Genomic DNA, 13,684 nt, shown 5'->3' with positions numbered 1-13,684 from the left:
CGGTAGCCTTGCCTGGTGACAGACGCGGATAGTCAGGCAATTTTTCGACTCGCGTACGCCCCGGGGGTGACGCCCACCAAGTGGGTCCGGGTGTGGCACGAGCGGCTCCCCGAGGTGCGTCTGGAACTTGTTCAGTTCCCGGTTCTCGAACTCGAAGCTGCACTTCGCGCCGGTGAAGCAGATGCAGGGTTGGTTCGACTGCCGATCGACCGGACCGGCATCAGCGCCATCTCGCTGTACGCGGAAACCCCGGTGGTGGTGGTACCGAAAGATCACGTATTCACTACTGTCGATCAGATTTCCGTCGACGATCTGGCCGACGAGATAGTGCTCGATCCTCTCGACGACAGACTCGACTGGCCGACCCGTCCCGGAAAGACCGCCGCCGAGCGACCCGCGACCATCGCCGACGCCATCGAGTTGGTGGCCGCCGGCGTCGGAGTTGTCGTGGTTCCCCATTCGCTGGCGCGGTTCCACCATCGCAAGGACCTGACCTTCCGTCCGGTGGACGGTGCGCCCGAGGCTCCTGTGGCTTTGGCATGGATGGAGTCCAAGACCACAGATCTGGTCGAGGAACTGATCGGCATCGTGCGGGGCCGAACGGCGCAGAGTTCCCGCGGCCGAAACGGTGAGCCGGCGGAGAAGATCAAGGGCTCCGTCAAGGCCAAGATCGCGGCCCGCGAGCGTCGCGCAGAAGCTGCCAAGAACGGGCAGAAAGCTAAGGGCGCCGGCACCGCAAAGAACATATCCGGACGCAACGCCGGTTCCGGTAAGGCCAAGGCGGGCGGCAAATCAGGCAGCGGCAAGTCCGGTGGGACCAAGAGTTCGGGTGGCCGGTTCTCCGGAAAGCAGAAGGGCCGCTAGGGCTTCAACTGGCAACTCGGAGGATCGCTGCCGGACAATGCTGAACTGATCAGGCGCGACAGACTCGGGCTGTGGTCTCGCGAATTGGCGCATCGTCGAACTCCGTCGAGCATGATGAGAGTATGACTCCCGCGAGTTCTTCAGCCCTCGACGAATTGGTAGCGGCACTCCCCGAGGGAGCCGTCCTGCTGGATCCGGATGTGACCGCGGGCTACCGCCAGGACTGGGCCGCCGACCCGACCGCCGGCCATCCCGCTGCCGTGGTTCGCGCTACGTGCACCGAAGACATCCAAACCGTGATGCGATGGGCAACCGCCCACCGCGTTCCGGTGGTTCCCAGAGGTGCCGGCTCGGGCCTTTCCGGTGGATCCAGCGCCGTCGACGGTTGCATCGTGGTCAGCACCGAGCGAATGCGACAGATCACGATCGACCCGGTCGCCCGGGTGGCGGTTACTCAGCCCGGCTTGATGAATGCGGAGGTCAAGAAAGCCGCCGCAGAGCACGGACTCTGGTACCCACCTGACCCGTCGTCCTTCGAGATCTGTTCCATCGGCGGCAATGCAGCCACCAACGCCGGCGGGCTCTGCTGCGTCAAGTACGGAGTTACCACCGACTACGTTCTCGGACTCCGGGTCGTGCTGGCGGACGGTACAGCTGTCAGCCTCGGAGGTCCCCTTCTCAAGGACGTCGCCGGACTCTCACTCACCAAACTGTTCGTGGGCAGCGAGGGCACTCTCGGCATCATCACGGAAATCACGTTGCGTTTGATTCCCGCGCAGCCGCCCGCATCAACCGTCGTCGCGTCGTTCGACTCGGTACAAGAAGCTGCCGACGCGGTCTTGGCGATCACCAGCAACATGCGTCCGGCGATGCTCGAGTTCATGGATCACGCCAGTATCAATGCTGTCGAGGATTCGGTACGCATGGGTCTGAACCGCAAGGCTCACGCACTACTGCTCGCGCAGTCCGACGCACCCGGCGCGGCAGGCGTGCTGGAAATCGAGACGATTGTTCAGGCGTGCGAAAACAACGGAGCCACCGAAGTATTCGCCACCGATGACCAGGCCGAAGGTGACGCTTTTGCGGCGGCACGGCGAGCGGTGTTCCCGGCCGTGCTCGCGATGGGAAGTCTGCTTCTCGAAGACGTGGGCGTTCCCATGCGCGCACTCCCCCAGCTGGTAACCGGGGTCGAAGCCATCGCAAACGACCTCGACGTCCTGATCTGCACGGTAGCGCACGCCGGAGACGGAAACACCCACCCGCTCATCGTCTTCGACCCCGCAGACCCGGACATGTCCGAACGCGCACAGATCGCATTCGGACGGGTGATGGATCTCGCCATCGCGCTCGGCGGCACGATCACCGGCGAACACGGGGTGGGTCGACTCAAGCGCGACTGGCTGCCGTCACAGTTGGGTGAAGACGTCATGGCCCTCAATCGCAGGGTCAAGGATGCGCTCGACCCGCTGGGAATTCTCAATCCCGGAGCGGTCATTGCCGTGAAAGAAGGCTCTCTCGACTAGCTTTCACGTCGACGTCGAACGAGTTACGTCATCGAGGAACCGTCGGGCTGACCGAACGGACCAGCTCGGCCAGCTGACGGAATCCTTCTGCTCGGCCACTCGACGAGCGGAACACGACGCCGATCGTGCGACCTGGAGCCGGCGAAGCGAAATGCGCCGTCGACAAGTCCCCGCGTCGAACCTCCACGGCAACAGCCGATTCCGGGACCAAAGTCACCCCGAGTCCCCCGGCCACACATTGCACGACTGTCGCGAGAGAGGTAGCCCGCGTGTCGCCGGCAAGCGGATGGGCGTCTACCGAACGGCACAGATCCAACGTCTGGTCGCGCAGGCAGTGGCCGTCGTCGAGCAAGAGCAACGGCAGCGCGTCGAGCACGTCCGCCGTGAGATCGACACGTCCGGCCAAGGAATGATCGTTCGGCACGACCATCACAAAATCCTCTTCGTACACAGGAACTTCCACCAGGCCAGGTGTTCCGGCAGGAAGCGCCAACACCGCGACGTCGAGCGCTCCCGATCGCAGTGCATCGAGTAGGCGCGCCGTTTGATCCTCGACTATTTGCGGCGCCAACGACGGCAGCTTCTCGCGCAGCTCCGGCAACAACCCCGGAAGAATGTAGGGCGCAACGGTCGGGATCAACCCGATGCGTAGCGGTCCGGTCAGAGAGTCGCCGGAGCCGGCCGCGCTCGCGACGAAACCGTCGGCAGCTTCGAGGATTTGCTTGGCCTGACCGAGCAAGCGCTGTCCGTCCGCGGTCACGAGCACGCGCCGCGTACTACGTTCGATCAGTTTGACCCCTAGTCCCGCCTCGAGAGCTGCCAGCGCCTGCGACAGTGTGGGTTGGCTCACACCGGAACGCGCTGCGGCAGTACCGAAGTGCCGGTACTCGGCCACCGACACAAAGGCACGCAGCTGTGACAAGGAAGGTTGATAAGTCTGATCAGACATGCCTATCAGTGTAGTGCCACCCATCACCTTTACCTTTTGAACGGTTTGATGCAGAATGGACTCATACCAAAAAGCGCCGGTCACAACCTCGACACTCCAGTCGAAACCGTCCGACCCGCTGACGGTGACAAACCCTCTCGATCCAGCACGTTCGGCCGTGACAGTCCGAACAGCCGGATCGTGTGCGCAAGAAATTCCTGTTCACGAGACACGTAGGAGAATGAGACACATGGCTCTGCTCACAATCGGCGACCAGTTCCCCGCTTACAACCTCACGGCTGTCATCGGCGGCGACCTGTCCAAGGTCGATGCCCAGCAGCCCGATGACTACTTCACCACCGTCACCAGTGACGACTACGCAGGCAAGTGGCGCATCGTCTTCTTCTGGCCCAAGGACTTCACCTTCGTGTGCCCCACCGAGATTGCTGCATTCGGCAAGCTCAACGAAGAGTTCGCAGACCGTGACGCTCAGGTTCTCGGCGCTTCCGTCGACAACGAGTTCGTGCACTTCCAGTGGCGTGCACAGCACGAAGAGCTCAAGACCCTCCCCTTCCCGATGCTCTCGGACCTCAAGCGCGAGCTTGCCGAGGCCACCGGCGTCCTCAACGCCGACGGCGTTGCAGACCGCGCGACGTTCATCGTCGACCCCAACAACGAGATCCAGTTCGTCTCCGTCACAGCCGGTTCCGTCGGCCGTAACGTCGACGAGGTTCTCCGCGTCCTCGACGCTCTCCAGAGCGACGAGCTGTGCGCATGCAACTGGAAGAAGGGCGACCCGACCATCAACGCCGGCGAGCTCCTGACTGCGAGCGTCTGAGTATGAGCGTCGAGAACCTCAAGAACTCGCTTCCCGAGTACGCGAAGGACCTCAAGCTCAACCTGAGTTCCATTGCGCGCACGACGGTCCTGAACGAGCAGCAGTTGTGGGGAACGCTCCTCGCAACGGCCGCAGCCACCAAGTCTGCGTCCACGCTCAAGGAGATTGCTTCCGAGGCTGCCGACAACCTGTCGGCAGAGGCATACAACGCCGCTCTCGGCGCAGCGTCGATCATGGGCATGAACAACGTCTTCTACCGCACCAAGGGCTACCTCGACGGTAAGTACGACGACCTTCGTGCCGGCCTGCGGATGAACATCATCGGCAACCCGGGCGTCGACAAGGCCGACTTCGAATTGTGGTCGCTTGCAGTGTCCGCGATCAACGGCTGCAACCACTGCCTCGAAGCTCACGAGAACACCCTCCGCCAGGAAGGTGTCGACCGCGAGGTCATCTTCGAAGCGATCCGCGCCGGTTCCATCGTCGCGGGCGTCGCACAGGCTGTCGAAGCCAACGAGATCCTCTCTGCCGCACAGGTCTGATCACTCGGACCTGAGTGCAGTTCGACGAGCCCTCCCCACCGTGAAGGTGGGGAGGGCTTTTCGCGCGCTAGGGTGGACCGATGGGTATCGAGGTGAGTGTGGTCCGGGTCTTCACGGACGAGAACGGCAAGCACGGGAATCCGCTGGGAATCGTCGACGCGTCCACGGTTGCAGAATCGGATCGACAAGCCGTCGCGAAGGAACTCGACTACAGCGAGACCATCTTCATCGACGTTCCGGATGACGGCGCCTCGCGTGCGCGGGTCCAGATCTTCACTCCGGCAGCAGAACTCCCCTTCGCCGGACACCCGACCGTCGGTGCCACGTGGTGGCTGGGCGAACAGGGCCGTCGCGTGAGCGCCCTCGACGTTCCTGCCGGCAGTGTCGACGTCCGCCAATCCGGCGCTTTGACGTGGGTACGCGCGCGTGCCGAATGGGCACCGGAATTCGCGATCTATCCGATGGACACGGTGGACGACGTCATCGACGCAGATCCGTCCGACTACGAGGCGGATCATTCGTATCTGTGGGCATGGCAGGACAAGCTCGAAGCTGCCATCCGCGCACGCATGTTCGCACCGGTGATGGGAATCGCCGAGGACGAGGCGACCGGATCTGCAGCGCTGCGCATCACGGACCGATTGAGGAAATCATTGCTCATCACCCAGGGACGCGGATCGGTCCTTCACACGACCTTCTCTCCGGAAGGTTGGCTCGAAGTCGGCGGCCGCGTCGTCGCCGAGCCGTCACGAACCTTGTGAGTACCCGGCGGGATTGCGTCCGGCCTCGAGGTCACGTGCACTCAGTGATACCGAGATCTCGTCACCGAGCGCAACTCCCGGCGCGAGGGGCAACTGATCTCCACTCCAGAACTTGCCCGGGTCGAACCAGTTGACACGACGATTACCGACGAGCAGACCCATCGCTTCATAGGTCTTGGCAACCACTTCGGCGCAGTAGGCGCTCTCGACGGCTACTGCCGATACGTCGGACTTCTTGCGCAGCTTCGGGATTCGGCCGCCGAACCAGCGCGAAGCAAGCTTGGCCGTCGACGGGAAAGGCGTACCGTCCAGCCGCGCGATCGTCTCGAGCAGAGCGTCTTCCTGCTCCCGGGTGATCTCGTGGTCGAGCTGGCGCAACCATCCACGCTGCCCGTACTTGGCGCCCCAAACCTGAACGGCCGATCGCAGATCGTGCAGTTGGACACCACGCTGGAAGCGTCCGGTCCACATGTCCTGCAGCGAGTGACCGAGTTCCGCATGCCACATCAGCGGCGGGAGGTCGTCGATCACGACCGACATTCCGACGTGGTTGACCGGGCTGTTGGTCAGCGTCTGGATGGCCCGGTCCGCCGTCGACTCTCCGCGGAAGATCCAGATGTCGCCCGTGCGGGTCGCCGCGGCGGCCTCGTCGAGACTCACCTGCGAAAGCAATCGTCGGTCCATGCCTCTAGCGTAGAGGGATGAAACTTCCTACTCCTCTGCGCGCCTCGCACGTTTGGAAACTGGTCGGCCTCGCCGGCGCGATGGGCGTTGCCGCCACCGGGGTCCTCGTTGCGCGCGGCGAACGCCAGCGTCGGGCCTACTCTCCGGACGAGATTCGCTCGGTACTGCACGAGCGGTACACCCAGGCCTACGCCAAGCAGTCGGAACAAGAGGTTCTGGAACTCGAACCTGCACCCAACGCTGTGCGGCGCCGAATCGAGAAACTCTTCCGGCGCCGCAACTGAACTCATCCGAGAGCTGCGAGGATTCCTGCTGCCATCTCCGCGACCTGATCATCGGTCATGACAAACGTCGGCGAAATCTGCATCGCACCCTGACCCGCGGCGCGACCCGAAATACCGTGCTCACGAAGCGTCTTCACGAACGGCAACGCCTCCGCCGGATCAGCCAACTGCACCGCGGCGACCGCACCGAGCCCACTGCGAACCTCCGCCACCCGCGGATGCTCGGCCAGCGGTTGCAGATGCGTATGCAACGATGCCTCCAGACGCTTCGACTCCGCGAGCAGATTCTCACGCTCGAGAATGTCGAGGTTCGCCATCGCCGCAGCAGCAGCACCGGCATGACCGCCGTAGGTGTACCCATGGCGCCACCACGAACCGGCATAGAACGGCTCCGCCACCCGCGGCGCGATGAACACCGCACCCATCGGCACGTAACCCGACGTCAAACCCTTTGCCGTGGTCATCATGTCGGGCTGCAAATCGAAACGAGTGGACGCGAACCACTCACCACCGATCCGGCCGAAACCGGTCACGACCTCGTCGACGACAAAGAGGATGTCGTGCTCGCGGCAGATGTCACGCACCTCGGCCAGGTACCCCTCCGGCGGAAGATACACCCCACCCGCACCGATGATCGGCTCCGCGAAGAACGCCGCGATCTTGTTCGCACCGATCTTCTCGATCAACTCGAGCAGGCTCTTCGCATCATCCCAGCCGACGGTCGCCGCATCCGCCATCAGCTCGCCGTACCCCTCACGGTTCACCGGAATACCAGCGAGAGCCGTTCCCGCAACGTGCATTCCGTGATACGCCTTCTGACGACCGACGATAATCGCCTTCTCCGGCTGCCCCACCTCGTGCCAGTACCGACGAGCCAGCTTCGCCGCAGTGTCCACCGAATCCGAACCACCCGAAGTGAAGAAGATCTTGCTCCCGGCAACCGGCGCGATCGTCGCCAACCGCTCCGCCAACACCTGCGTGGTCTCGGGAACAAAATCACCGAAATTCGAGAAATGAGCGATCTTCGACAACTGAGCCGCCACCGCATCCGCGATCTCGGTGCGCCCGTGCCCGACATTGGTGAACCACAGGCCCGCCGTCGCATCCAGATACCGCGTGCCCTCGCGGTCCCAGATGTACGCGCCCTCACCGCGAGAGACGACAAACGCGCCGTTCTTCTCCACAGCGCCCATGTCCGCGAACCCGTGCCACAATGCCGAAGCCATCATTGTCCCCTTCGAATACAAACGATGCTGGTGTGCAAACGATGTGCTGCGACTATATCGACACCAGGAATCCGCGCACGACGGCGCTCGCCCGGCACCGGCTTTCACGGGCGCACCCGTAATCTGTCGACCATGACTTTTGCCGACAATCTCGCCGCACTGCCCGCCATCGATCATCTGGCCGCCATCGAGGTACTCGACGCCGACGGAAACGTCATCGACACCGTGGAGAACAAGCCCGGAAAGTCCGGCTCGGTCAAGGTGTACAACCATCTCGCTCAGGTCTACGGCGCGCTGACACCCGAAGCCGCCTCGGCAGGATTGACGATCTTCGCCGAGCACACCGAGGACGCCCGGGCGAACCCCGGTAAGCACCCGAACGTGGACCGCCTCGAGCAGGTGCTCGCCTCCGGCAATCCCCTAGGACTTCGCAGCGTTCCGTCCGCGTAACCCGGCTCCCAGCCGTCCGACGGCATTGACCGCCAACGCCATCAGGGCCATCGCGATGCCCAGTACGACGAATCCGATGAACAGGGCCAGATAGCCCTGGTGGCGAGGATCCATGAACGGATACGGATACCAGTCGACGATCGGCCCTCGAATCAACGTGTACACCGCGTAGATCACCGGAAACAGCAGCCACTGCAGTGAGCGGGCTTCGGAGATCCTGTGCCTCGAAGCGAAGAACACCCAGTCGAGAAGCATGACCAGGGGAAGAATCCGATGCAGTGCCGAGTTGATCCAGGCATCGTTCAAATTGACGTCGATATCGGCCAGGAGCACGGCGTAGATGATCCCGGTGATCACCATGTACAGCGTCACCGCCCCTCGGATCGACTGCCACGCCTGCGATTGTGGATCTCGAATTGCACCGACCAGCAACACGATCACCGCAAGAATGTTGCTCTCGATGGTGAAGTAGCTCAGATAGTTCGACAGAGACAGCTCAGCCGCGTCACGGATCGGGATCCACAGCAAAGCGGCAAGTCCGAACACAGCAAACAACAGTCTCAGGGCTCGCACGGCGATCGGCGTCGACAAGACAGGCACCGATGACTCATTTGCGGTATTTGTCGTCACTGGTCGATATTTGCACATCAGCACGATCTGCGAGCGGTAGTTGTGAACGCGTTCGATAGGCTGTCATCAGCATGTCTACAACACCACCGGCCCCGCTCTCCCCCAAGCGGAGTGACCTGAAGAGCGCGCTGGCGCAGGTCTCACTCCGCGACGAGAGTCGACTCCGTCGCAAACTCGACCGTGCCCGCACACCAGACGCTTTGGTGGCGCTGGCCGAGGAAATCGAAACGGCGCGCACGCGGTTGGCCGCACGCTCCGCCAATGTTCCCGCAGTCTCGTATCCGGAAGCTCTGCCCGTCAGTCAGCGCAAGGACGACATCGCGACCGCGATCTCGGAGAATCAGGTTGTCATCGTCGCCGGCGAGACTGGCTCGGGTAAGACAACCCAGATCCCGAAGATCTGTCTCGAACTCGGACGTGGCGTCCGCGGTTTGATCGGACACACACAGCCGCGCCGGTTGGCAGCACGCACCGTTGCCGAACGTATCGCCGAAGAACTCGACACCGAACTCGGCGACGCCGTCGGATACACCGTGCGGTTCACCGACCAGGTCTCGGACCGCACCTACGTCAAGCTCATGACCGACGGCATTCTCCTCGCCGAAATTCAGCGCGACCGTATGCTCCGACGCTACGACACGCTGATCATCGACGAAGCGCACGAACGCAGTCTCAACATCGACTTCATCCTCGGTTACCTGGCTCAGCTGCTCCCCCGCCGACCCGATCTCAAGGTCATCATCACGTCGGCGACCATCGATCCCGAGCGCTTCGCCAAGCACTTCGCTGTCGACGGTAAGCCCGCGCCGATCGTCGAGGTATCCGGGCGAACATTCCCTGTCGAAATGCGTTACCGGCCACTGACCGTCGAATCCGGCGACATCACCTTCGACCGCGATCCCGTCGACGCGGTCTGCGAGGCGGTCGACGAGCTGAGCGCGGAGGGCGAAGGCGACATCTTGGTCTTCCTCTCCGGCGAACGCGAAATTCGCGACACCGCAGATGCTTTACGCGATCGGCGTCTTCGCAACACCGAAATCGTCCCGCTGTACGCGCGGCTGCCTGCCGCCGAGCAACACAAAGTGTTCTCGCCGCACACCGGCCGACGCGTCGTCCTTGCCACCAACGTGGCCGAGACCTCGCTGACCGTTCCCGGCATTCGGTACGTCGTCGATCCGGGAACCGCGCGCATTTCGCGATATTCGGTGCGCACCAAGGTTCAGCGGTTGCCGATCGAGCCCATTTCGCAGGCGTCAGCCCGTCAGCGTTCCGGGCGTTGCGGCCGCGTCGCCGAAGGAATCTGCATCCGCCTGTATTCCGAGGAGGACTTCGAGTCACGGCCGGCATTCACCGAACCGGAGATCCTGCGAACCAACCTCGCATCCGTGATCTTGCAGATGACGGCCCTCGGCCTGGGCGACATCGCGGCATTCCCCTTCGTCGAACCGCCGGACCAGCGCGCCGTGAAGGACGGAATCGGACTCCTCGAGGAACTCGGCGCCATCGCGCGAGGTTCCGAGGCCAGCCACCCCGAACTGACGCCGGTCGGCCGCGAGCTGGCCCAGATTCCGGTGGATCCGCGGATGGCACGGATGCTGGTGGAAGCCAAGAACAACGGTTGCCTTCACGAAACCCTTGTCATCGTCGCGGCGTTGTCCATCCAGGACGTTCGCGAGCGGCCCGCCGAGTTCCAGCAAGCCGCCGACGAAAAGCACGCCCGCTTCAACGTCGAGAACTCCGACTTCCTGGCCTACCTGAAACTGTGGGACTACTTACGCGAACAACGTAACGATCTGTCCTCCAACCAGTTTCGCAAGATGTGCCGGAACGAGTTCCTGCACTGGCTCCGCATCCGCGAATGGCAGGATCTGCACGGGCAACTCCGGCAGATCACCCGCGGTCTCGGCTGGACAGTGGGAGAGACACCGGCAAGCGAGAACGCGATCCATCAGTCGCTCCTTGCCGGGTTGCTCTCGCATATCGGGCTACGCGAGGGCGAGAAGCGGGACTACCTCGGCGCCAGGGGCAGCCACTTCGCGATCTTCCCCGGATCGGGACTGTTCAAGAAGCCACCACGCTGGGTCATGGCCGCCGAACTCGTGGAAACGTCGAGGCTGTGGGCGCGCATGTCCGCGCGTATCGAACCCGAGTGGGCTGAAAAGCTCGCCCCGCACCTGGTGAAACGGACCTATTCCGAACCGCACTGGTCCTCCAAGCGCGGCTCGGCGATGGCATACGAGCGGGTCACTCTCTACGGAGTTCCTCTGGTAACCGGCCGCGCAGTGACGTACTCACGAATCGATCCCGAGGCCTCTCGCGATCTCTTCATCCGCCATGCGCTCGTGCAGGGCGAATGGCAGACGAACCACAAGTTCTTCCACGAAAACCGTGCACTCCTCGACAACGTCGAAGAACTCGAGAACCGCGCGCGCCGACGCGACATCCTCGTCGACGACGAAACTCTCTACGAGTTCTACGACGAACGTATCGGCCAGGAAGCCGTATCCGCCAAGCATTTCGACCAGTGGTGGAAGACCGAGCGGCGCAAGAATCCGAGTCTGCTGACTTTCACACCGGAAACGGTGGTCAACTCCGACGCAGCTGCAGTACTGGGCGGCGAGTACCCGGACGCCTGGCGCCAAGGCGACATGCAGTTTCCACTCACTTACCAATTCGAGCCGGGAAAGGACGACGACGGCGTCAGCGCGCACATCCCGGTCGGCCTGCTCGCGCAACTTCAGCCGGTCGGCTTCGACTGGTTGGTCCCCGGTATGCGCGTCGATCTCGTTACCGCTCTGATCAAGACGTTGCCCAAGAACATTCGACGCGCTGTCGTTCCGGCTCCGGATTATGCCGCCGCAGCATTGGCAGCAGTCAAACCTCGATCAGAGCCGTTGATGACCGCGATGGCCCGCGAACTCTCGCACTTGGGCGGGATCCAGATCGACGCCAAGGACTTCGATCCCGCCGCGCTGCCCGACCATCTTCGGATGACATTTGTCGTCGAGGACGAATCGGGCAAGGTTCTCGCGAAGGGTAAGGATCTGGCGCAGCTACGACGCACGCTCGCCCCGCGCGTGCAGAAGGAAGTGGCCAAGGCGGCAACCGGAACCGAACGGGCAGCGGCAACCGTCTGGACATCCGAAACGCTGGGCGCATTGGAACAGACCATCACTCGCTCCATCGGCGGACAGCAGGTGACCGGCTACCCAGCTCTGGTGCCGGAGAACGGCGGAGTTGCCGTTCGTGTCCTGAGTACGCCGGCCGCGCAGGCGCAGGCGATGAGGGAAGGTACGCGGGCGCTTCTCCTCGCGGCCGTTCCCACCCAACTCAAGGCAGTGACCGCCGGCTTGTCGAACACGCAGCGTCTGGCTCTCGGCCAGAATCCGGACGGCGGCTTGGAGGCCCTCGTCGAAGATTGCCGGGTGGCAGCTGCCAACGAAGTGATCGCGGCTCACGGTGGACCGGTACGCACGCCTGAAGCGTTCGATGCCCTGGTGAAGATCGCACGCTCCGAACTGGCCGGACGCGTTTCCGCGATCCTGCGCATGATTGTTCCGATCCTCGAACAAGCACACCAACTGAGCGTCGTGCTGGACCGCTCGCGCGGCGAGGCAGCCGACGACGTCCGAGAACAGTTGACCTCACTGCTGTTTCCGGGATTTGTCGCCGAACTGGGATCGGCCCGCCTACGCGATTTACCGCGGTATCTTGCCGCAGCAAAATTCCGTCTCGAAGCTCTGCCCGCAAGTGCACAACGAGATCAGCAGGCTATGGATGTCCTCGACCGGGTGTACGCAGCGTACGACCGGTTGTTGAGTTCGCTTCCCGAAGAGCGTCGCACTGCTCGAGATGTCGACGCGATCAGTTGGATGATCGAGGAACTGCGCGTGAGCCTGTTTGCGCAGTCCCTCGGTACACCCACACCGATTTCCGAAAAGCGAGTCCTGAAAGCTATCGAAGCGATCAAGCGTTGATGTTCGGCGAGAATTGCGCGATCAGTAGATTGTCTGAATGTTGACGTTGGTGAGGAAACCGCCAAAGGTGGCAACAGTGTTGGCGAACCCGAGGGTTACCAGGCTGTTCACGACTCCGAGAACTGCAACTAAGTTCATAACGCCTCCGTGAAGATCCGAGATGCGGACGAACGTACCTGGTAGACACTAAGCGAATAACGTGCCCGATTTGTTCGATTGTTCGCTTTGTGTTCTCAGCGTTACCTAAGACCGCTCTGTGCTCTCAGCGTTATCTGAGGCGAAGGCCTCAGTCGACGGAAACGGTCTCGGCGCCGGGAGCCTTCTCGGCGGCACGGGTCTCTGCATGCTCGCGCATGTCGGTGATCTCACGTTCGAAATCCGCAGCCGAGCTGAAGGACTTGTACACCGATGCGAATCGCAGGTAGGCGACTTCGTCGAGATTTCGAAGCGGATCGAGGATCGCGAGCCCTACCTCGTTACTGGGAATTTCGGCAGAACCCGAAGCTCGAACGGCATCTTCGACCTGCTGGGCGAGCAAATTCAGCGAATCGTTGTCCACTTGGCGGCCCTGGCATGCGCGACGCACACCTTTGACAACCTTTTCTCGGCTGAAAGGCTCCGTGACGCCGCTGCGCTTCACGACCGAGAGAACTGCCGTCTCGACCGTGGTGAATCGGCGGCCACACTCGGGGCACGAACGGCGCCGCCTGATCGCCTGGCCCTCGTCGGCCTCGCGCGAATCGACCACTCGGGAATCAGGGTGCCGGCAGAACGGGCAATGCATCGGGGTTCCTTCGTTGTCGCCGAAATGGCCGCAACTCAGATTCGCTACCGACTGCAAATCCTCCGACGATTTACAGAGCAGATCCACGTACTCAACGCGACCACCCGAGGTGGTGGGACTGTCAAGTGGACAGCTTACTCGCTGTGAACGGACTGCTCTCACGCTCGGTACGCCCCCGCCTGGTACGGGGTAG

General features: G+C 62.6%; 13 protein-coding genes. 8 read left to right on the top strand and 5 right to left on the bottom strand.

Annotated features, from left to right (window positions below; genetic code table 11):
* Positions 1-15: 15 nt before the first annotated feature.
* Both G9U53_RS04065 and G9U53_RS04060 read left to right on the top strand, forming a co-directional pair.
* Positions 16-864: a LysR substrate-binding domain-containing protein gene (locus G9U53_RS04065; RefSeq protein WP_003942255.1), complete on the top strand. Its 849-nt coding sequence runs from the start codon at positions 16-18 to the stop codon at positions 862-864.
* Between the two features lie 122 nt (positions 865-986).
* Positions 987-2,387, top strand: a complete 1,401-nt coding sequence (locus G9U53_RS04060; protein ID WP_165638340.1) for an FAD-linked oxidase C-terminal domain-containing protein — start codon at positions 987-989, stop codon at positions 2,385-2,387.
* 28 nt (positions 2,388-2,415) lie between these two features.
* Here G9U53_RS04060 and G9U53_RS04055 read toward each other — a convergent pair whose 3' ends face one another.
* The gene (locus G9U53_RS04055) at positions 2,416-3,336 is read right to left on the bottom strand and encodes a hydrogen peroxide-inducible genes activator (RefSeq protein WP_020907545.1); all 921 of its coding nucleotides are present in this window, start codon (positions 3,334-3,336) and stop codon (positions 2,416-2,418) included.
* 229 nt (positions 3,337-3,565) lie between these two features.
* Between G9U53_RS04055 and G9U53_RS04050 the strand changes: the two genes are divergently transcribed.
* From G9U53_RS04050 to G9U53_RS04040, 3 genes are all read left to right on the top strand, one after another.
* On the top strand, positions 3,566-4,153 hold the full coding sequence (locus tag G9U53_RS04050; RefSeq protein ID WP_003942119.1) for a peroxiredoxin: 588 nt from the start codon (positions 3,566-3,568) through the stop codon (positions 4,151-4,153).
* A gap of 2 nt (positions 4,154-4,155) precedes the next feature.
* Positions 4,156-4,695, top strand: coding sequence for a carboxymuconolactone decarboxylase family protein (locus G9U53_RS04045; protein WP_003942122.1), 540 nt, complete (start codon positions 4,156-4,158; stop codon positions 4,693-4,695).
* 80 nt (positions 4,696-4,775) lie between these two features.
* Positions 4,776-5,456 carry a PhzF family phenazine biosynthesis protein gene (locus tag G9U53_RS04040; RefSeq protein WP_003942237.1) on the top strand — a complete coding sequence of 227 codons (681 nt, stop codon included), beginning with the start codon at positions 4,776-4,778 and terminating at the stop codon, positions 5,454-5,456.
* On the opposite strand, the gene G9U53_RS04035 is transcribed toward G9U53_RS04040, so the two are convergent.
* Entirely contained in the window at positions 5,442-6,140 is a 699-nt protein-coding gene (locus tag G9U53_RS04035) for a hypothetical protein (protein ID WP_030536898.1), read from the bottom strand. The genes G9U53_RS04040 and G9U53_RS04035 overlap by 15 nt on opposite strands.
* Positions 6,141-6,157: 17 nt before the next feature.
* Here G9U53_RS04035 and G9U53_RS04030 point away from each other — a divergent pair, with 17 nt between their 5' ends.
* Complete coding sequence (locus G9U53_RS04030; protein ID WP_007732799.1) at positions 6,158-6,424, top strand: hypothetical protein; 267 nt, start codon at positions 6,158-6,160, stop codon at positions 6,422-6,424.
* 2 nt (positions 6,425-6,426) lie between these two features.
* On the opposite strand, the gene G9U53_RS04025 is transcribed toward G9U53_RS04030, so the two are convergent.
* Positions 6,427-7,650 (bottom strand): aminotransferase class III-fold pyridoxal phosphate-dependent enzyme, encoded by a 1,224-nt coding sequence (locus G9U53_RS04025; RefSeq protein ID WP_172827079.1) that lies wholly within the window; start codon positions 7,648-7,650, stop codon positions 6,427-6,429.
* 132 nt (positions 7,651-7,782) lie between these two features.
* On the opposite strand from G9U53_RS04025, the gene G9U53_RS04020 reads away from it, so the two are divergent.
* The gene (locus tag G9U53_RS04020; RefSeq protein ID WP_003942194.1) at positions 7,783-8,100 is read left to right on the top strand and encodes a DUF2322 family protein; all 318 of its coding nucleotides are present in this window, start codon (positions 7,783-7,785) and stop codon (positions 8,098-8,100) included.
* On the opposite strand, the gene G9U53_RS04015 is transcribed toward G9U53_RS04020, so the two are convergent.
* Positions 8,071-8,700 carry a Pr6Pr family membrane protein gene (locus tag G9U53_RS04015; protein WP_003942129.1) on the bottom strand — a complete coding sequence of 210 codons (630 nt, stop codon included), beginning with the start codon at positions 8,698-8,700 and terminating at the stop codon, positions 8,071-8,073. The two genes, G9U53_RS04020 and G9U53_RS04015, sit on opposite strands and share 30 nt — an antisense overlap.
* A 101-nt stretch (positions 8,701-8,801) precedes the next feature.
* Here G9U53_RS04015 and hrpA point away from each other — a divergent pair, with 101 nt between their 5' ends.
* A complete protein-coding gene (gene hrpA, locus G9U53_RS04010) occupies positions 8,802-12,707 on the top strand; it encodes an ATP-dependent RNA helicase HrpA (RefSeq protein WP_165638339.1) in 3,906 nt (1,301 codons plus the stop codon).
* A gap of 286 nt (positions 12,708-12,993) precedes the next feature.
* Here the strand turns inward: hrpA and nrdR are convergent, their stop codons facing one another.
* The gene (gene nrdR / locus G9U53_RS04005; protein WP_030535543.1) at positions 12,994-13,491 is read right to left on the bottom strand and encodes a transcriptional regulator NrdR; all 498 of its coding nucleotides are present in this window, start codon (positions 13,489-13,491) and stop codon (positions 12,994-12,996) included.
* Positions 13,492-13,684: the final 193 nt, after the last annotated feature.

This window comes from Rhodococcus sp. D-46, from assembly GCF_011290655.1.
Taxonomy (GTDB): Bacteria; Actinomycetota; Actinomycetes; order Mycobacteriales; family Mycobacteriaceae; genus Rhodococcus_F; species Rhodococcus_F qingshengii.
This window is presented reverse-complemented; position numbering and strand designations above follow the sequence as displayed.